The following is an 18,364-nucleotide window of genomic DNA, read 5'->3' as shown; positions in this document are numbered from 1 at the left end:
GTACTAGGTAGGAGGGATATGAGTGATTGGAGTAGTTGCTGATGATACAACCGGAGCAAATGATATAGGAGTGATGTTTAGCAATAACGAGTATTCTGTTAAAATCCTGCCTTATCAAGAAAAGGCTCATTTTGAGATTGATTCGGATGTTTTAATTGTAGATACGGATAGCAGATTGGATCACCGGGAACTCAGTTATGAAAAAGTGTTTAATGCTACAAAAAGCCTGAAGGAAATGGGATGTGCTTTATATTTTAATAAAACTTGTTCTGTATTTCGAGGAAATATTGGGCATGAATTTGATGCGATGTTAGATGCACTTGAAGAGGATTTTGCAGTCATTAGTCTTGCTTTTCCGAAAAACGGCAGACAAACGGTTAATGGAATTCATTCTGTACATGGTGTATTACTAGAAAACTCAAATTTTGCACATGATCCTGTTCATCCAATGCATCAATCAAACCTAGTAGATATATTACAGGAACAAACAAATCGTAAAGTTATGCTCATCAAACTTGATGTTGTAAGGCAAGGTGCTGAAACCTTGAAAAAAGCTATTAGTGAGTCGAGAAAGGTTGCTAATTATTGTATTATTGACTCTGAAAATCAAAATGACCTGACAATTGTAGCCGAAGCCATTCGTGATTTTCCAGTCATTTGTGGTAGCTCAGCAATTGCCGAAGAACTTCCTAAGTTTTGGCCAGCAAAAAATAATAATCATGTTTTAAAGAATTTAGACATTGAAGATAACAACGGCGTTTTGGTAGTGTCAGGAAGTCTAACTCCGCAAACAAAGGAACAAACAAAGTATATAATTAATAATGGGATAAAAGTTTCTGTTCTCGATTCTCGTAAAGTCTTTAACGAGGTAGATGCTCAAACTGAAATTAATAGAATAGTTAATGAGGCAAAAAGTAGTATTTTAAATGGAACCGACGTACTTGTTATGGCTGACAATCGAGATGAAATTGTTTTTCAAACTAAAGAAATCGGCTTCAAAGAATACAATCTAGACCCTCTAACAATAAGTAAGTTAGTTTCTGCTAAATTAGCAGAAGCATCGTATCAAATCGTGAACCAGACAGGGTTAAAAAGGTTAGTTATTGCCGGTGGAGACACATCAGGAACAATCTGCAGGAAACTTGGAATCGAAGGCAATTATGTTTTAAAAGAAATTGAACCAGGTTTACCTTCTGGTTTGGCAATAGGTAATGAAATGTTAATTGTATTAAAGTCCGGTAGTTTTGGTAAAACTGAATTTCTTGCAAAATCAATTGATCATTTAAAAGACCTTACTAAAGGGCAATAGTCTAACTTCATGTAAGAACACTTGAAAGTAAAAGGAGGGGGAAAATGGTTAATAAAACGTATCGTATAGGACTGGTACATGCAACAATGAATTCCGTTCAGCCAATCTTAAAGGCATTTAATACTTTCGCACCTGAAGTTAATTTACTAAATTTTATGGATGAGGGACTTCTGGCAGAATTAAATGAAACAGGAATTATTACACCAGATATGATAAGACGGCTTGTATATTTAGCTGGTCAAGCAGAAAAAAGTAAGGTGGATGCTATCTTATTTACTTGTTCATCTTTTTCACCTTATATACCAAAAGTAAGTGAACTATTTAATATTCCTGTACTAAGTTCCGATCAGAGTATGTTAGAGCTAGCGGTGGAAAATGCCACTCGAATTGGTGTAATTGCAACCGTTGAAGCGGCAGGACCAACAACGACAAAACTGTTACAAGAATATGCCGAAAAATCTAACAAAACAGTTTCTATTCAAACCGTCGTTATTTCAGAGGCATTTGAAGCAATCCAAAATGGAAATATCCATAAGCATGACGAGCTTATAAAGAATGAAATTGCAAAATTATCCGTTGATAATGAAGTTATTTTATTAGCTCAATTTTCAATGGCCAGAGTATTGGATGCTCTAGAATCAAGGAGTATCCCGATTTTAACCAGTCCTGAAACAAGTGTAAAAACTATTGTAGAATTACTATCAAAACAAGTGGTATAAATCGTGTATAGGAATGTTGCTAACATTTTGCTAACGCATTCCAGTGAACAACGGTAAAATCAAGTTAAAGGTGTTACAGATAATATTTAGGAAAACCTTGATAATACTGCACTTTTTGCACACGACGTGTAAGATATAACACACTCTCACCTAAGGTATCCGTATAATAACGGCTGTATTAAAGGTGTAAATAATACAACAAAAGTTATTAAACGTATGTCTTACGGGATAAAGAGTTTTGAAAGACTACGAAAGAAAATTCTGTGGCGACAAGTGGTTAGAACTCAAGCGGGTTAACCCGCTTGAGTTCTAAGAGGAAGAATTGGAAATTTAAACTTGGTTACTATTTTTAAATATCAACATTCTATGCAAAAATAGCCGTTTACTAGGAAACATTACCTGAAAGTGCTAATAATAATGATCCATTTTTCATTAATACACATCACGTTGATAACGCTTTTGCTCTTTCATATCATTTAGATATGCTTCAGCTTCAATACGGCCCATTGAACCTTCTCTCTTAATAATGTTAATAAGTGTTTCATGGACATCATTAGCCATATATTGCTTATCTCCACAAACGTAAAAATATGCACCTTTTTCTATCCATTCAAATAATTCTTTGCTGTTATCCAACATTTTATGCTGTACATATACTTTTTGTGTGGTATCACGGGAGAACGCAGTTTCAATTCTTGTAAGTATCCCATCATTTTGATAGTATTCTAACTCGTTTTGATATAGAAAGTCCGTAGCTGAATATTGGTCTCCAAAGAATAGCCACGATCTACCTGTTCCTCCATTTACTGCACGTTCCTGAATAAATGATCGGAATGGTGCAATACCTGTCCCTGGACCAACCATAATTATATCTTTATCTAAAGATTCAGGAAGATTAAAGTGTTTATTTTTTTGGATAAACAAGAGAAGTGTATCCCCTTCATGAAGACGTTCCGCACATAAAACTGAACAAACCCCTTTTCGTTCGCGTCCATGAGCTGTGTAGCGCACCGCACCAATTGTTAGATGTACTTCACCAGGATAAGCGTTCATGCTGCTTGCAATTGAATATAGGCGGGGCGGCATTTTTCTTAAAAAAGACAAAATGTCTTGTGCTGAAGCATTCCATGGTCCAAAATCACGTAACAAATCAAGTAAATCACGTGCGTCGATATATTCTTTCAGTTGATTTATATTTTCAACGGATACAAGGTTTTGTAACTCAATGTTTTCTGTGAATTCTGCCGCTTGCTGCATCATTTTTTTTGTCAATAATGTAATTTCAAAATAAGTGGTCAATGCTTCCTTAAGTGGAAGTGTATCGCCTTGCTTGTTAATTGTGACAGATTCGTTTTCATTCCACTTCATTTCCTCAAGGAGGGAATCTACAAGTTCTGGGTCATTTTCAGGGATAATACCAACGCAATCACCTGGAACAAAGGAAAGGCCAGATCCCTCTAAGGATAACTCAATATGTCTCGTTTCTTTGTTAGAATTAGGCCCATTTAAATTAATGTTTTTCAGAACTTTCGATTGGAATGGATTTTGTCTTGAATATGTGATCGAGACATCATTTTCTTTTTTTGTATGTTCAGATTTTCTTAATTCAGTAAGTTTCATATTCATCACCTCACAATAATTTCAAAAACAAAGAGTGGCTTAAAGTAAGTAAATAATAATGATTTTATTGTCACTAAGATTATTTAAACTTCCAGCCTTAAAATTCTACAAAACTTCTATATTTTAAGTAGGGAGTCTTAGTAACTTCTAAAAAACGTGATAAAAGATCATTGCACTTGAATATGCAGATCTTCAATTTGAATAGGATGTCTTTCTACTGGGATGCTTGATACTGCCAGGTGAAATAGATACGGCACAACATTAGCAGGATCTTCTCCAATTGCATGTAAGCCATTCTTCATTACTCCAGGATTAACCACATGTACATGAATACCATTTTTCGCTTCTTCATCGTCTACTGAGTAAGATAATGTTTCCACAGCTGCTTTACTTGCACTATAAGGACCAAAACCTGCTGCACCTTCTTTGGTTAGGCTTGTAGTAAAATTGATAATCTTACCAGACTTTTGACTTCTCATCACATTTATGCACTCTCTCATCATTAAAAAAACAGAAGTAACATTATTTTCAATATGTGCATTCCACGTATCTAAAGAGGTATCTGCAATAGAATATTGTTCAAAAATTGCTGCATTATTAATCAAAATATCAATTCTACCAAACTTCTCATAAATGGATTGAATAAAGCGCTTTACTTGTGATTCAACGGATACATCTGCCGTTTGAACTAAGATAAATTCTTCTGAAGTAATTGATAAAAGCTGTTGCTTCATCAGATCCATATTTGCTTTTTTGCGGCTACAAATGGCTACCTTTGCTCCTTCTTTCGCAAATCCCAGGGCCATTTGTTTTCCTAAACCAGTTCCAGCGCCTGTAATAATCACCACTTTGTTTTTTAATCTAAACATACAAACCCTCCTTTTCAATAAACAAGCTTTAATTACTTACGTTCAAAGGCAAAAAAGCAAAATATAACCTAAGCTTCAACAATGAGTTTGATTTGTTCATTTCACTAAGAATCTTATCCCAGAGGTTTAACAGTATCCATCTAAGTGATTAATCATGATTATAACACAATCATGATTACAAAACAATTGAGAAAATTCAGTAAATTTAATCCGACTGAACATTTGAGGTATAAATTTTACTTGAGACTTAGCTTTTAGCACTTTATTCACGCGCTTTTGGACTGCTTTGTTATTCATACCCTCCTATGCAAATGAAAGTTTTTTAATTGTAAAAATCTAATTTATAGGTGTAAAATTTTTTTTACAAACAAACATCTAATATTTTGAATTTTTTAATTATTACTACCTATATAAGCATTTATTATGTGGCACGCTTTTTGCTATATTAAAAGATTTAACGTCTTTTATAAAAATTTTTATTTATTTAATTTTTTTGAATGGAGGTATACATGAACTTTATTAAAAAAAGTGTTGGCAGACAAATATTAGTACCATTTATTACACTGATTGTTATTGCGATTGTAACTTCAGCATTCATTAGCTATCAAATCTCTTTAAACACAATGGTCGATGACTCTTCTGAAGATACAATGAACAGGATTAAGGATACTAATACAGCTTTTAATAATTTTTTTCAAACCTATGAAGAATCACTGAAAGTTCTATCAAAGAGAGAAGAAGTTATTAGCTTGGATGAAGCAGAAATACATCGTATATTTAAATTATTTGTAGAAGCTACTCCAGAAGTTACTGATCTATACCTTGGAACAGAACAAGGGGAATACTATATGTACCCCGAAATGGAACTTCCTGATGATTATGATCCAAGATCTCGACCATGGTATTTGGATGGAATTAAATCGAATTCGATTGCTTGGACTGATGTATATCAATCTGTAACTGGTGAGTACATTATTAGTACCGCTAGTAAAGTCATTAACGAGGGACGGGTCATTGGTGTTATTTCCATGGATATTTCTCTAAGTGTTTTAGTTACAATGATTGATAGTATCAATATTGGTGATACAGGTTATGCGACGGTCATTGATCGTAATGGAAAGATTATCGCCCATCCGATGCAAGAACAAATTGGTTCTGATATTACTCAACTGACTTATTATAATGAGATTGAGAAAGAGAATCGAGTAGGAATGATTAGTCATAACATAGACGGTCAAGATGCACTGATTGGGTTTAGTAAAAATGAAAAGACAGGGTGGAGTATCTTAGGCATAGTGTTTGTTGATGACTTTAAGCAAAAAGCTGAAGCTATTATTATACCTTTAATAATAAGTTCATTTTTAATTATTCTTGCATCCATTTTTGTTTCAACTATTATTTCAAGAAGGATAACAAAACCTTTAAAAGAAATAGCAAATACGATGAAGAAAGCTGCTAAGCAAATTGCTGCAGGCGCATCCACTCAATCCGAATTAAAAAATAAAGAATAACGATGGGAATTTGTCATCAAGGTTTGAAATGTTAAATAATAAAGGGGATAATGGTCAATTAGTAAGGTGTCTGAATAAACTTTGGGCACCTTTTTCGTAAGTGTTTGATTTGATAACTTAATAATAAATGCCGTTAAAGATGTTACAAACTCTCACCTTGGGCGATGATGTAATAGCCGCTCAACCCCTTGAATAAAAGGTCAATAATGACAATATACTTTTCTTGTCCTCGTATATTAGACTTCATGTTTAAAAATCAGAAACAAATGGAAAATAAAGAGAGGAGGGATAATATGAAAGTACTTATTATTGGTGGAGATGCAGCAGGCATGAGTGCTGCCATGCAAATCGTTCGGAACAGCTCTGGACATGAAATCACTGTTTTAGAAAAGGGCGGCGTGTATTCGTACGGACAATGCGGCCTGCCTTATGTGATCAGCGGGAAGATTGAGTCAACAGATAAGTTAATTGCCCGTTCACAGTCCACTTTCAAAGAGAAATATGGAATTGATGCACGAGTATTTCATGAAGTCCAAAAGGTAGACGCGGAAAATAAAATAGTGAGTGGAATTAACCATAGTAATGGTGAAATGTTTAGCTTACCATATGACCGCCTTCTTATTGCAACCGGCGTAGGATCGGTTATTCCAAAGTGGGAGGGTGTGAAACTTCCAGGTGTTTTTGCATTAAAGACAATACCTGATGCAAAGGCAATCATGGATTATCTAGAGAAAGATATAAAAAATGTGACGGTAATTGGCGGCGGCTACATTGGCCTTGAAATGGCTGAAAGCTTTGCAGAGCTTGGCAAGAAGGTAACGATCATTGAAAGAAATGAGCAATTAGCAAAAATATTTGATAAGGAAATGGCAGAACTAATTCATGAAGAAGCGGTGAAGCACAACATTGTGTTAAAAATGGGTGAATCTGTTGAAGCATTCGGCGGTGGTGAGCGTGTTGAATATGTGAAAACCGATAAAGGGAAGTATGACACAGATTTAGTATTAGTTGCAGTGGGTGTAAAGCCAAATACCGCATTTTTGGAAGGGACCGGAATTAAAACGAGTGTTAATGGTGCGATTCAAGTCAATGCATATATGCAAACAAGTATTGAAGATATTTATGCTGCAGGAGATTGTGCAACACAATATCATCGAGTCAAAGAAAAGGATGATCATATTCCATTGGGGACACATGCCAATAAACAAGGTCAAATTGCTGGGTTAAACATTGTTAATATACATAAAACATTTAAAGGTGTTGTTGGCACTTCAATCATAAAGTTTTTCGATTTAACTTTGGGAAGAACAGGGATATCAGAAACAGAAGCTAAAATGCTCCACATTCCTTGTGGCTCAGTAACAATAACAGCAACTGATATCGCTGGTTACTATCCTGATGATAAAAAAATGAAATTAAAACTTGTCTATCATAAAGAGACATTTAAAGTTCATGGCGGGCAAATCATTGGAGAAAATGGGGTCGACAAACGAATCGATGTACTGGCAACGGCAATCTTCCATTCGATGACAACCGATGAGCTGCTTGATTTAGATCTTGCATATGCCCCTCCATACAATGGAGTATGGGACCCTATTCAGCAAGCGGCTAGAAGAGTGAAGTAGCTTGAATAGGTTTATTGATCTTCTGCGTGGTGACTGTTCTTTCCATGACTTCTCCTAGTTCTATACCAGTTTAACGAGTAATGATAAAAGTCATAAAACTTTAAGATCTACATCATACTTGATAAAATATATACAGTAATAGTTTTACTTAAAGTATAGGTGAAGATCATAATAATTTATATTTAAAATTTATAAAGGGTAGATAGGTGTAGAGATGGAAAGAGACAAACAATATTTAGATCAGTCAGAATTAAATAAAGAACTGGAACTTTATATAGCAACCCTTAAGGACCTAGACAATTATCGATTACCTCAACGTGCCTACCATATTATTAGACTGGCTATACGTGATTTAATTCTAGCACCAGGAAGGACTATACTTGAGCGCGAAATGGCTGAAACCTTAGAAATGAGTCGGACGCCTGTGCGAGAGGCGCTTGTTCGTTTGGAAACAGAGGGGATGGTTCGTCTTGTCCCTAGGAGAGGGTTTATTGTTGAGCCTATTGCGAAAGATGATCTTATGGAGATCTATGAAATTGTTGAAACAATGGATGGTTTGGCGGTTGAAAAAGCGACTGAAGAAATACACGGTAATGAAATTATTCAACTTGAACAATTAATTGAACAACAGGAAATGATGCTTAAAGAAACTAATTTGAAAAAATGGGCAATGTTAGACGATCAATTTCACAACCTTATTATAAAATTTGCGAGGAACAAGCGTCTTAATTCTGTGATTGATATTTATTCAGACCAACTATATCGTGCTCGTTTATTTACAATAAATCACCGCCCAATGCCAAATAAATCAATAATAGAGCATAAAGCCATTATTGCTTGTATGAAAGCTGGAGATGGTGCAGCTGCTCGGATGGTGATGCAATCACACCGAAATAGAGCGCGTAATGAAATAATAGATGCGATTGGGATTATAAACGAATTAGAAAATGAGGTAAAACATTAGAAAGCCAGTATCCTAGAATTTCGGATACTGGCTTTCTTTTACATTAACCCATCAAAAATAAGCGGAACTAAAAGGGAAACAATAATAACTGAAAACAGAATTGCTAATAGATTCAACCAAACACCTGTTTTAGCCATTGTACTCATTTTAATATAACCTGATGCAAAGGCGATTGCATTTGGCGGCGCTGCAACGGGGAGCATAAAAGCAAATGTTGCACCCATACATGCGGCAACCATTAATATGATAGGGTCCATTCCTAATGCAGTTGCACCTGCTGCGACAATTGGATAGACCATAGTTGATGTTGCTGTATTTGATGTGAATTCAGTAAGGATCGTAATAACACCAATAATCAATGCAAGTGTTAACCAAAGAGGAACTTCAGTAAAGTTTACAAGTTGACTACCAATCCATTGGTCTAACTCTGAGTGTGAGATTCCTGCGGCAATTGCCAAGCCTCCTCCGAATAACCACAAAATACCCCAAGGAAGTTTTTTTACAGTATCCCAATCTAGTAGTTTACCTTCTTTGTTTTTAGCGGGAATTAAAAATAAAATGAACGCTCCAATTAAAGCAATAATTGTGTCATTAATTCCAGGTATGAAACTTTGGAGTATGAAACTTCGTGTAATCCACGCAATGGCAATCAAGGTAAAAACAGTTAGTACAATTTTCTCTTCGTAACTAATTTTCCCTAGTGCTTTTTGCTCGTCCTTAATAATGTTGCGTCCTCCAGATATATTCTTAGTATTCATAGGAAACGCAAACTTTACTAGATATAACCAAACAAGTGGTACGAGTAAGACGACTAGTGGTACGCCGAAGAGCATCCAATGAGCAAACGAGATCTGAACATTATATAAGTTATTGACAGTTGCTGCTAAAATTGTGTTGGCTGGTGCTCCGATTAATGTTCCAAAGCCACCGATAGATGCCGCGTAGGCTGTACCTAACATTAATGCTGTACCAAACCGAAAATCACCAGGAGTTGTAGAAACAGTAGGGTCATTCTTTTTCATCGAATCGGCTACATGTTTTGTAACAGCCAGGGCCATTGGGATCATCATCATTGTTGTAGCTGTATTTGATATCCACATAGATAAGAATGCAGTTGCACTCATAAAACCAAGAATAATCATATTAGGATTTGTTCCGATAAAGGCGATGATACCAATCGCAATCCGTCTATGTAAGTTCCACTTTTCCATCGTTAATGCGATCATGAAACTTCCAACAAAAAGAAAAATAAGTGGATCCCCATAAGACGCTGAAACATCTCCCATGCTCATTATCTCCATTAATGGAAATAAGACTAATGGTAATAAGGAAGTGAGTGGGATCGGAATTGCTTCGGTAACCCACCATGTGGCAATCCAAGATACAATAGCTAGAACGGTAACGGCTTCGTTGGTCATACCTTGGGGGGAAACTAACAAATTAATCAAGATGAATAAGGCAGGTCCAGTAATAAGGCCGATAAGTTGAGGTTTACTATATTCTCTTTTTTTAGGGCTAGGGTTATTTCCACTTGTAGTAGTGCTTCGATTAGATGAAGGTGCATGCTTTCGAGCTGTTGAAAGGTTTGCCATCATTTGAATTCCTAATAAACTTTTGGTTACTTGTTTTACTTGATCATTCCACCTCCACATTTGATTCCAAAATTCCCTCGCGTTAGTCATCATACGTTCCCCTCCTAATTTAATTCTAATCCGTCACTTTGTTACCGTTTTCAATAAGGATTGTTTGAGTGGTGTTTAGTTCGGATTCTTACCTGAATGGTACAATAATGAATACGTTAATGTCAATTCATTTTTCAGAAAATTTTATTTATATATTTATAAACCTCTTATAATTAGTAGTTTATAAGTCTTTGATTATGAATTATCAGAAAAATATTGACAATAACGTATACGTTAATTATGATTGAGTCATGGAAATGAAGAATAAAGACGAGGAGAGTTGTTATGGATAAAATACTGGTAAGTAAAAAACAGGAAATAGAAAAAATGACCGATCTAATGTCCAAGTTTGTATCCCTTGTAAGCTACAAACTTCCGGATGATGTGGAAAATAAACTACGAGAGTTAAGTGAAGAAGAAAATAATCCGCTTGCAAAAATCATTTACAAAACAATGGAAGAAAACCAGAAGCTAGCTTATGAGTTAAAGAGACCTTCATGTCAGGATACAGGTGTTCTTCAGTTTTTTGTTAAATGTGGTCAGAATTTTCCTTTGATTGGACAGTTGGACAGTATCCTAAAAGAATGTGTGTATAAGTCAACGAAAGAAACTCCTTTACGTCATAATTCTGTAGAAACCTTCGATGAATACAACACAGGGAAGAACATCGGTGACGGATCACCAAGCATCTTTTGGGAAATTGAAGAAGATAGTGATAAAGTAGAAATCTATACTTATATGGCAGGTGGAGGGTGTACGCTTCCTGGAGTGGCGACGGTTCTAATGCCCGGTGAAGGATATGAAGGTGTGGTAAAGTTTGTACTTGATCGAATGACAAGTTATGGAATTAACGCCTGTCCACCACTTCTAGTAGGTGTAGGCGTTGGTACTTCTGTTGAAACTGCAGCGTTAAATTCAAAAAAAGCTCTTATGAGACCTGTTGGAAGTCATAATGAAAATGAAAATGCTGCTAAGATGGAAAGACTTCTTGAGGATGGAATCAATGCGATTGGGCTTGGACCTCAAGGACTTAAGGGCTCTAAATCAGTCATGGGTGTAAATGTGGTGAATACGGCAAGGCATCCTTCTACTATTGGTGTTGCGGTAAATACAGGATGCTGGTCACATAGAAGAGGAAAGATCACCTTTGATAGTAACTTAAACTATGAAATTAGTACTCACGAGGGGGTAACACTATGAGTAAAAAGGTTTTAACAACACCTATAAAAGATGAGGACCTTAAAGATATACGGGTTGGGGACATTATCTATCTAACTGGTACGATCGTTACTTGCAGGGATGTTGCTCACAGAAGATTAATTGAAGAAAAAATCCCTCTGCCTGTAGACCTAAGAGGGAAAGCAATTTTTCATGCTGGTCCTATCGTTAGAGACCTGGGAAATGAGAAATACGAGATTGTTTCTGTTGGTCCCACTACGAGTATGAGAATGGAAAAGTTCGAGAAGGAATTTATTGAAGAAACAGGTGTTAAACTCATTGTTGGAAAAGGTGGAATGGGGAAGAACACGGAAGAAGGATGTAAGACTCATAAAGCGCTTCATCTAGTCTTTCCAGCAGGGAATGCCGTTTATGCAGCACAGAAGGTTGAACAAATCAAAGAAGTCCACTGGAAGGATCTTGGAATGCCTGAATCTCTTTGGGTGTGTGAAGTGTATGAATTTGGCCCTCTTATTGTTTCCATTGATGCGGAAGGAAATAATATCTATGAAGAAAATAAGGTGGAGTTCAATAAAAAGAAGGAAGAACAATACGCGTTAATTAGTGAGCAGGTAAGATTTATCAAGTAATCGATGGAGTGGGTGTGATCATGCAGGTACTACAAAGGACGCAAACGATAGTTCGTTATCAACGACATGATGGTAAAGTATATTACGGAATTGTTGAAGATGATGAGATTTTACAATTATCTAGTACTTTTACTGATGTTTTAAACGATGATTTAAAATATGATGGTTCAAAAGTTAACTTCAGTGATGTAAAGATTTTGGAACCGGTAGTACCTTCGAAAATCGTTAATTTTGGCTGGACATATGCGGAACACGCAAAAGAAACTGGTGGCAAGGCCAATTTAAGAGAGCCGTTTTTGTTTTTAAAACCAACGTCTTCCTTAATCCCGAATCAATCGGAAATTATTCTCCCGTCAAGTGATTTATCTAAACAGGTGGAAATGGAGGGGGAAGTGGCACTTGTTATTGGGAAACGCTGCAAAAATGTAAAAGAAGCAGAAGCATTGGATTACGTATTCGGTTGTACGATATTTAATGATGTGACTGCAAGGGATCTTACCAAAACTGATCCCCAGTTTACAAGAGGTAAGGGTTTTGATACTTTTGGTCCGTTGGGGCCGTGTATTGTGAAAGGTCTAGATCCGACTAATTTACGAATAGTTACATCATTAAACGGCAAAGTCGTACAAGATGGTAATACCAATCAGATGTCACTTTCAATTCCTTTCCTTATTAGTTGGATTTCACAGGTTATGACATTGGAGCCAGGGGACATACTTGCAACTGGTTCACCTTCAGGAAGTTGTCCAATGAAGTCAGGAGATATTGTAGTTGTTGAAGTAGAGCAGATCGGTAAATTATGCAACTATGTCAAATCAGGTGTTCATGCTTGATAATGTAAGTAATTTAAGAGACTTCTCATTAGTTGACCAAACTATTGAGAAGTCTCTTTTTTAATCCTACTGTTATTTGGAGTGATTATTGAGCTAAAACAGGTTTATAAAGAGAGGAAGAAAAAATAAATAACATAGTGTGAGTGTAATTTTATTCAGCTTTGTTTATATTCATCCGTTGAGAGAAATATTAATTTACAACTAAATTTAAATAGTATATGATATAAATCGTAATCGTTACGTTTTATATAATAATTAAGGTTGTCTAAGTAAAATATTTCTAAAGACGTGAAGGAGTGGAAACAAGTTGTTTAATAAAAAGGGGATCTTTTTTTACAGCATTATTATCTTACTTCTCGCTTTTGTTATGGGGTGCGGCAGCAAAAGTGATGACAGTTCTACTACAGGAGATGCTACAATTGACTCTTCTGAGACAGAGGCTAAGTCTGTAACACTACTATTTAGCTTTGCCTCCAAAACGATAGATCCTCATCAAGATTGGATGGGAGTTCGTGCAGGTATAGCAGAAACACTAGTGAAAATTGATGAAGATTTACAAATCCAACCGTGGTTAGCAGAATCATGGGAACAGATTGATGAGAGAACGTGGGAATTTTCGATTAGAGATGGAATTACGTTTCACGATGGGACACCAGTTGATGCTGAAGCAGTAAAGGCATCATTTGAACGTCTTCTTGAGGTGAATCCTGCGATGGCATCTACGTTGAAAATTGAGTCTATGGAAGCAAACGGTCATGAGATTACCTTTATCACAACAGAAGAGTACCCTGTATTTCCTTCTGAACTGGTCCATGTAAATGCTTCTATTATTAAAGTAGACTCTGATAATATTAGCGAAAGACCGATTGCAACAGGACCATTCCAAGTGGTTGGTTTTACACCTGAATCAGAAATTAAGCTAGAAAGATATGACGGTTACTGGGATGGAGCTGCCAATGTAAGCGAAGTGACGGTCAAGTTCAATTCTGATGCAAATGTTCGAGCTCTTGCACTTCAATCTGGAGAAGCAGATATTGCTTATCATTTACCTCCAGAAGCACTTGAACCAATTGAGATGGATGAACATCTTCGTGTTGAATCAGTTTCAAGTTTACGTGTTCATTTCCTTCTATATAATTTGGCAAAACCAGCGTTACAGGACGTAAACGTTCGAAAGGCACTAGACCTACTTGTCAATCGCCCTGTTGCAGTTAAAGAGATCATGAATGGCCATGCTACAGTTGCCAATGGGCCGTTCCATTCAGATTTTGCTTTTGCCAAAGAGGAAGAGTCTGAAAGTTATGATCCAGAAAAGGCAGAAGTATTATTAAGAGAAGCAGGGTATGAAAAAAATAGCGATGGCAAGTTAGAAAAAGATGGAGAGGTACTTCAGCTAACATTGTCAACATTTCAAGGGCGACCAGAGCTTCCGTTAATGGCACAATATTTACAGGCCGAAGCTGCAAATTTAGGAATTGAACTAAATATTGTAATGGTTGAGAGTATTGATAGTTATTTATGGGATCAGCAAGATGAATGGGATATAGCCACATATAGCCTATTGAGTGCACCTCGAGGAGATGGCGGATACTTTTTAAATGTATCGTATTTACCAGAAGGTTCATTAAATCCCGGTCAAATTAACATTCCCGAATTAAATGAAATAACGAAACAATTAAATGTTACATCAGATCTTAACGAACGAATTTCTTTACAAAAGAAAGCGGTAGACATCATTCAAGAGGAGGTTCCACACTCGTTTATTTTACATCCTCATATTATTGTTGGTGTAAACGAGCGTGTAAAGAACTGGAGTCCCGGTTCGGAGGAATACTATCTAATTACTAATAAAATGGATGTGGAGTAATTGGGAGTGAAAGTGTCTTTAGGCACTTTCACTTTTCGTATTCATTTAAGTAGACAAGCAGCAACTTGCAGCTACAGATTTTCTAAATCGATGGGAGTTTTTGTCTTAATCAAAATTATGGCAGGTGAGTACCATGAAAAGAGTTTTATCAGTAATAGGGTCTCGAATACTTCAGTTAGTCCTAATGGTTCTAGTCCTATCTTTTGTGACCTTTTTGTTAATGAAGGTCACACCAGGAGATCCGATAAGAACTATTTTAAAAGTAGATGATGTCATTACAACATCAGCGGAAGAAGAAAAGTTAAGAGAAGAATATGGCTTTAATCAACCGATTTACATTCAATATAGTAAGTGGTTATCGGGGGTTGTAAAGTTAGATTTAGGAGAATCGATCATTTCTAACCGGCCAGTTCTGGATCTGATTATGAGCCGATTACCTGCTACGATTGCTTTGTCATTCGGAGGGCTAATGGTACTGTTTGTCATTTCAGTCCCTCTTGGAATGTTAGGGGCTGTATACGAAAACCGGTGGCCTGATTATATCAGTCGTTGGTTTGCGTTAGTTGGAGCTTCGATCCCAAGCTTCTGGCTAGGGCTATTATTAATTTACTTTTTATCATTGAAATTAAAATTACTTCCAGTTATGGGGACCGGGACACTCGCTCATTTTGTATTACCTTCTATTACACTTGGTGTTGCAATGGCTCCTTTATATATTCGGCTTTTACGAGAACGACTGATTTCAACGCTTCAGAGTTCTTATATTGAAGCGGCTAAGGCAAGAGGGTTGAAAAAAGAGAGAATCTTAATTTTTCATGCTCTTAGAGGTAGTCTTATTCCGTTAGTTACCATGTTCGGATTGAGTATCGGCAGTCTTCTAGGCGGAATAACAGTGATCGAAATCCTCTTTTCATGGCCTGGCATGGGTGAGTTGATTGTTCAGTCTGTCATGCAACGTGATTATCCTGTTATACAAGGTTATATTCTAATTGTAGGCGTCCTCGTTGTTTTTACAAATCTTGTCGTAGACTTACTATATTTAGTGATTAATCCTCAAATAAAGCAAGGAAAGGAGCTTGTCTAATGGAAGCAACAACAGTAATTAGTAGATCAAGATTAATTCGTAATCCTAGTATGATGTTTGGTATGATCCTTGCTCTTTTTCTTGTTGGTGTTACTTTCATTGGAGGGGCTTTAGTTCCGCATGATCCTTTTCAAATTGATATGGGAAACAGACTTCAAGGTGCTTCATCAGTTCATTGGTTAGGAACCGATCAGTTAGGTCGTGATGTGTTTTCGCGAATTATATATGGAGCTAAATTAACGATTGGTTTAGGCATTTTTGCGATTTTAATGGCATTGTGTATTGGTGTTCCAATTGGACTTGTTTCCGGCTATATTGGTGGAAAAATTGATGCATTTTTCATGAGAATGATTGATGGGATTTTAGCGTTTCCGGATTTCATTTTGGCGATTGCAATTGCCGGAATTTTAGGACCGAGCTTAACGAATATTGTTATTGCTATCGTTTTAGTCAGGTGGATTGTCTATGCTCGCGTAGTTCGCGGATTAGTTTTAGCGGAAAAGGAGAAAGAATATGTTTTGGTGTCAAAGATCTCTCATTCTAGTACATCTAAAACGATTCGTATGCATCTGCTTCCGCAAATAATGCCGGACATTATTGTGATGGCGGCTATCGATGTTGGAAAAGTAATATTACTTATTTCCGCTTTTTCCTATATTGGTTTGGGCGCACAACCACCAATCCCGGAGTGGGGCGCAATGCTTAATGATGGACGCGGGTATTTTCAAGTTGTACCTTCCCTTATGATTTACCCAGGACTTGCAATTATGGTAACAGTCCTCTGTTGTAATTTATTAGGAGATGGCTTGAAAAGTTACTTCGATATTCGCAAAGGGAGGGAATTTATGTGAGTGAACCTTTGATTTCTATAGAAGACTTGTATATTGAAAGTAGTGGGAGAAAGGATTCCATTTTAAAAAAAGTAAATATACAAGTTAAAAAAGGTGAGATTGTTGGGCTAATTGGTGAAAGCGGTAGCGGAAAAAGTATAACAGCAAAAGCCATTTTGGGTCTTCTCCCTTCTACGATGAAGGTGCAAGGTCAGATTTTATTTCAAAATAAAAATATAGTATCAATGTCAGCAAAAGAACACCGGAAGCTACTTGGAAAAGAGATAGGCATTATTTTTCAAGATTATCGTGGGAGTTTTACCCCGTATATCAAAATTGGAAAGCAAATAGTAGAAACAATTTGCACACATCTTCCCATTCGCAAAAAAGAAGCAAAAAACATAGCTTTTCAGGTTCTTGAAGAAATGGGGTTAGATGCAAATCGTGTGTACCAGAGTTATCCGTTTCAATTAAGTGGCGGACAGGTTCAACGCGCGGCCATCGCTATGGCTCTTGCCTTAAAGCCAGCTTTACTTATATGTGATGAGGTAACAACGGCACTAGATGTAATGAATGGTGAAAAGGTGTTGAATTATATCGATCAAGTTCGTAGGGACACAGGCTGTGCAGTTTTAATGATCACTCATGATTTGGTCCAGGCTTATAAGCGGACGGATCGAATGTATGTGATGCATCGGGGACAAATCGTAGAAGAAGGCGATCCGGAACAGATTCGTTGTCATCATCAGCATCCATATACAAAGAAGCTATGTTCTTGTTTACTATCACTCCCTGGAGAGAAGGGAATCATAACGAATGAAAGAGTGACTGCTCTATGAGTTTATTAGTCGTTGATAGCCTATCAAAAAAATACAGTAAACATGTTCAAGCATTAAGCAATATTTCCTTTCAGGCTTGTAAAGGAGAAAGCATTGGAATTGTTGGTGAAAGTGGCAGTGGGAAAAGTACGCTTGCCAAAATTTTATTAGGTTTAGAGCTTTCTAAGGAAGGACAAATGACGTTGAACGGTGAGTCAATCCCACCGAAAAAAAGATCGCGATTTCGTCAGTATCGAAAAGATGTTCAAATGATCTTTCAAGACACATCGAGTACATTGAATCCAAAGTTACCAATATGGAAAAGTCTATTAGAGCCCTTGAACAATTTTAAGGAAATAACTCCTTCCTATATAACAGAAAAAGGTCTTACACAAAAAGAGATTGCCGAAAAGCTTTTAGAAATGGTCGGGTTAGACAAAGGAATGGTCAACAGGTACCCCGGGGAATTAAGTGGGGGACAAAAGCAAAGGGTTAGTATTGCTAGGGCGTTAAGCATTGAGCCATCATTGATTGTTTGTGATGAACCAACAGCTAGTCTGGATGTTACGGTCCAAGTACAAATATTGAATCTATTAAAGGATATTCAAAGGCAGACGAAGATGACGATTCTATTTATCTCGCATGATATCAGAGCCGTAGCTTTTCTATGTGAGAAGATCATTGTCCTAAAAGATGGTTCGATTGTTGACCAGTTTGGTATAGATGAGCTTTACGATAGTAATCGTCACCCGTATACAAAAGCGTTGATCAAAGCTGCTTCCATTGATTGAATGTCAAGGCTTCTCAATAGTTTAACGAAATTTA

General features: G+C 36.6%; 16 protein-coding genes and 1 pseudogene. 14 read left to right on the top strand and 3 right to left on the bottom strand.

Annotated features, from left to right (window positions below; all coding sequences use genetic code 11):
• The first annotated feature begins 22 nt into the window (after window positions 1-22).
• The 3 genes and pseudogenes from ACJ2A9_RS19825 to ACJ2A9_RS19815 all read left to right on the top strand — a co-directional run.
• The gene (locus tag ACJ2A9_RS19825; RefSeq protein ID WP_441423424.1) at window positions 23-1,309 is read left to right on the top strand and encodes a four-carbon acid sugar kinase family protein; all 1,287 of its coding nucleotides are present in this window, start codon (window positions 23-25) and stop codon (window positions 1,307-1,309) included.
• A 44-nt stretch (window positions 1,310-1,353) separates the two neighbouring features.
• On the top strand, window positions 1,354-2,028 hold the full coding sequence (locus tag ACJ2A9_RS19820) for an aspartate/glutamate racemase family protein (RefSeq protein ID WP_441423423.1): 675 nt from the start codon (window positions 1,354-1,356) through the stop codon (window positions 2,026-2,028).
• A gap of 156 nt (window positions 2,029-2,184) precedes the next feature.
• Window positions 2,185-2,325, top strand: a pseudogene (locus ACJ2A9_RS19815) (transposase); the annotation flags it as partial.
• A gap of 135 nt (window positions 2,326-2,460) precedes the next feature.
• On the opposite strand, the gene ACJ2A9_RS19810 reads toward ACJ2A9_RS19815, so the two are convergent.
• Together ACJ2A9_RS19810 and ACJ2A9_RS19805 are read right to left on the bottom strand one after the other, a co-directional pair.
• Window positions 2,461-3,648, bottom strand: coding sequence for a diflavin oxidoreductase (locus ACJ2A9_RS19810; RefSeq protein WP_441423422.1), 1,188 nt, complete (start codon window positions 3,646-3,648; stop codon window positions 2,461-2,463).
• Between the two features lie 167 nt (window positions 3,649-3,815).
• Window positions 3,816-4,517 carry an SDR family NAD(P)-dependent oxidoreductase gene (locus ACJ2A9_RS19805; RefSeq protein WP_441423421.1) on the bottom strand — a complete coding sequence of 234 codons (702 nt, stop codon included), beginning with the start codon at window positions 4,515-4,517 and terminating at the stop codon, window positions 3,816-3,818.
• A gap of 509 nt (window positions 4,518-5,026) precedes the next feature.
• On the opposite strand from ACJ2A9_RS19805, the gene ACJ2A9_RS19800 reads away from it, so the two are divergent.
• The 3 genes from ACJ2A9_RS19800 (at window position 5,027) to ACJ2A9_RS19790 (ending at window position 8,617) form a co-directional block, all read left to right on the top strand.
• Complete coding sequence (locus ACJ2A9_RS19800) at window positions 5,027-6,028, top strand: cache domain-containing protein (protein ID WP_441423420.1); 1,002 nt, start codon at window positions 5,027-5,029, stop codon at window positions 6,026-6,028.
• A gap of 293 nt (window positions 6,029-6,321) precedes the next feature.
• Window positions 6,322-7,653 (top strand): CoA-disulfide reductase, encoded by a 1,332-nt coding sequence (locus tag ACJ2A9_RS19795; RefSeq protein ID WP_441423419.1) that lies wholly within the window; start codon window positions 6,322-6,324, stop codon window positions 7,651-7,653.
• 214 nt (window positions 7,654-7,867) lie between these two features.
• Window positions 7,868-8,617, top strand: coding sequence for a GntR family transcriptional regulator (locus ACJ2A9_RS19790; protein WP_441423418.1), 750 nt, complete (start codon window positions 7,868-7,870; stop codon window positions 8,615-8,617).
• Window positions 8,618-8,655: 38 nt separating this feature from the next.
• Here ACJ2A9_RS19790 and ACJ2A9_RS19785 read toward each other — a convergent pair whose 3' ends face one another.
• Window positions 8,656-10,302, bottom strand: a complete 1,647-nt coding sequence (locus ACJ2A9_RS19785) for an SLC13 family permease (RefSeq protein WP_441423417.1) — start codon at window positions 10,300-10,302, stop codon at window positions 8,656-8,658.
• A gap of 282 nt (window positions 10,303-10,584) precedes the next feature.
• On the opposite strand from ACJ2A9_RS19785, the gene ttdA reads away from it, so the two are divergent.
• The 8 genes from ttdA to ACJ2A9_RS19745 all read left to right on the top strand — a co-directional run bounded on the left by ttdA (window position 10,585) and on the right by ACJ2A9_RS19745 (window position 18,330).
• Complete coding sequence (gene ttdA / locus ACJ2A9_RS19780) at window positions 10,585-11,499, top strand: L(+)-tartrate dehydratase subunit alpha (RefSeq protein WP_441423416.1); 915 nt, start codon at window positions 10,585-10,587, stop codon at window positions 11,497-11,499.
• A complete protein-coding gene (gene ttdB, locus ACJ2A9_RS19775; protein WP_441423415.1) occupies window positions 11,496-12,107 on the top strand; it encodes a L(+)-tartrate dehydratase subunit beta in 612 nt (203 codons plus the stop codon). The genes ttdA and ttdB overlap by 4 nt, the downstream gene beginning before the upstream one ends.
• A gap of 20 nt (window positions 12,108-12,127) precedes the next feature.
• Window positions 12,128-12,940 (top strand): fumarylacetoacetate hydrolase family protein, encoded by an 813-nt coding sequence (locus tag ACJ2A9_RS19770; protein WP_441423414.1) that lies wholly within the window; start codon window positions 12,128-12,130, stop codon window positions 12,938-12,940.
• A gap of 307 nt (window positions 12,941-13,247) precedes the next feature.
• The gene (nikA, locus tag ACJ2A9_RS19765) at window positions 13,248-14,807 is read left to right on the top strand and encodes a nickel ABC transporter substrate-binding protein (RefSeq protein ID WP_441423413.1); all 1,560 of its coding nucleotides are present in this window, start codon (window positions 13,248-13,250) and stop codon (window positions 14,805-14,807) included.
• Window positions 14,808-14,940: 133 nt separating this feature from the next.
• Window positions 14,941-15,891: a nickel ABC transporter permease gene (gene nikB, locus ACJ2A9_RS19760; protein WP_441423412.1), complete on the top strand. Its 951-nt coding sequence runs from the start codon at window positions 14,941-14,943 to the stop codon at window positions 15,889-15,891.
• Window positions 15,891-16,742: a nickel transporter permease gene (nikC, locus tag ACJ2A9_RS19755; RefSeq protein ID WP_441423411.1), complete on the top strand. Its 852-nt coding sequence runs from the start codon at window positions 15,891-15,893 to the stop codon at window positions 16,740-16,742. The genes nikB and nikC overlap by 1 nt, the downstream gene beginning before the upstream one ends.
• Window positions 16,739-17,560: an ABC transporter ATP-binding protein gene (locus ACJ2A9_RS19750; protein ID WP_441423410.1), complete on the top strand. Its 822-nt coding sequence runs from the start codon at window positions 16,739-16,741 to the stop codon at window positions 17,558-17,560. Before nikC ends, ACJ2A9_RS19750 begins: the two co-directional genes overlap by 4 nt.
• Window positions 17,557-18,330, top strand: a complete 774-nt coding sequence (locus ACJ2A9_RS19745) for an ABC transporter ATP-binding protein (RefSeq protein WP_441423409.1) — start codon at window positions 17,557-17,559, stop codon at window positions 18,328-18,330. Before ACJ2A9_RS19750 ends, ACJ2A9_RS19745 begins: the two co-directional genes overlap by 4 nt.
• Window positions 18,331-18,364: the final 34 nt, after the last annotated feature.

Source organism: Anaerobacillus sp. MEB173 (genome assembly GCF_052119505.1).
Classification (GTDB): Bacteria; Bacillota; Bacilli; order Bacillales; family JBJMAU01; genus JBJMAU01.
Note: the sequence above shows the minus strand (reverse complement) of the source record. Positions and strands in the feature narration are given on the sequence as shown.

Coding starts and splice junctions, on each gene's coding strand:
- ACJ2A9_RS19820 (WP_441423423.1), top strand. CDS start 1,354: ATGGTTAATAAAACGTATCGTATAGGACTGGTACATGCAACAATGAAT.
- ACJ2A9_RS19810 (WP_441423422.1), bottom strand. CDS start 3,648: ATGAAACTTACTGAATTAAGAAAATCTGAACATACAAAAAAAGAAAAT.
- ACJ2A9_RS19805 (WP_441423421.1), bottom strand. CDS start 4,517: ATGTTTAGATTAAAAAACAAAGTGGTGATTATTACAGGCGCTGGAACT.
- ACJ2A9_RS19800 (WP_441423420.1), top strand. CDS start 5,027: ATGAACTTTATTAAAAAAAGTGTTGGCAGACAAATATTAGTACCATTT.
- ACJ2A9_RS19795 (WP_441423419.1), top strand. CDS start 6,322: ATGAAAGTACTTATTATTGGTGGAGATGCAGCAGGCATGAGTGCTGCC.
- ACJ2A9_RS19790 (WP_441423418.1), top strand. CDS start 7,868: ATGGAAAGAGACAAACAATATTTAGATCAGTCAGAATTAAATAAAGAA.
- ACJ2A9_RS19785 (WP_441423417.1), bottom strand. CDS start 10,302: ATGATGACTAACGCGAGGGAATTTTGGAATCAAATGTGGAGGTGGAAT.
- ttdA (WP_441423416.1), top strand. CDS start 10,585: ATGGATAAAATACTGGTAAGTAAAAAACAGGAAATAGAAAAAATGACC.
- ttdB (WP_441423415.1), top strand. CDS start 11,496: ATGAGTAAAAAGGTTTTAACAACACCTATAAAAGATGAGGACCTTAAA.
- ACJ2A9_RS19770 (WP_441423414.1), top strand. CDS start 12,128: ATGCAGGTACTACAAAGGACGCAAACGATAGTTCGTTATCAACGACAT.
- nikB (WP_441423412.1), top strand. CDS start 14,941: ATGAAAAGAGTTTTATCAGTAATAGGGTCTCGAATACTTCAGTTAGTC.
- nikC (WP_441423411.1), top strand. CDS start 15,891: ATGGAAGCAACAACAGTAATTAGTAGATCAAGATTAATTCGTAATCCT.
- ACJ2A9_RS19745 (WP_441423409.1), top strand. CDS start 17,557: ATGAGTTTATTAGTCGTTGATAGCCTATCAAAAAAATACAGTAAACAT.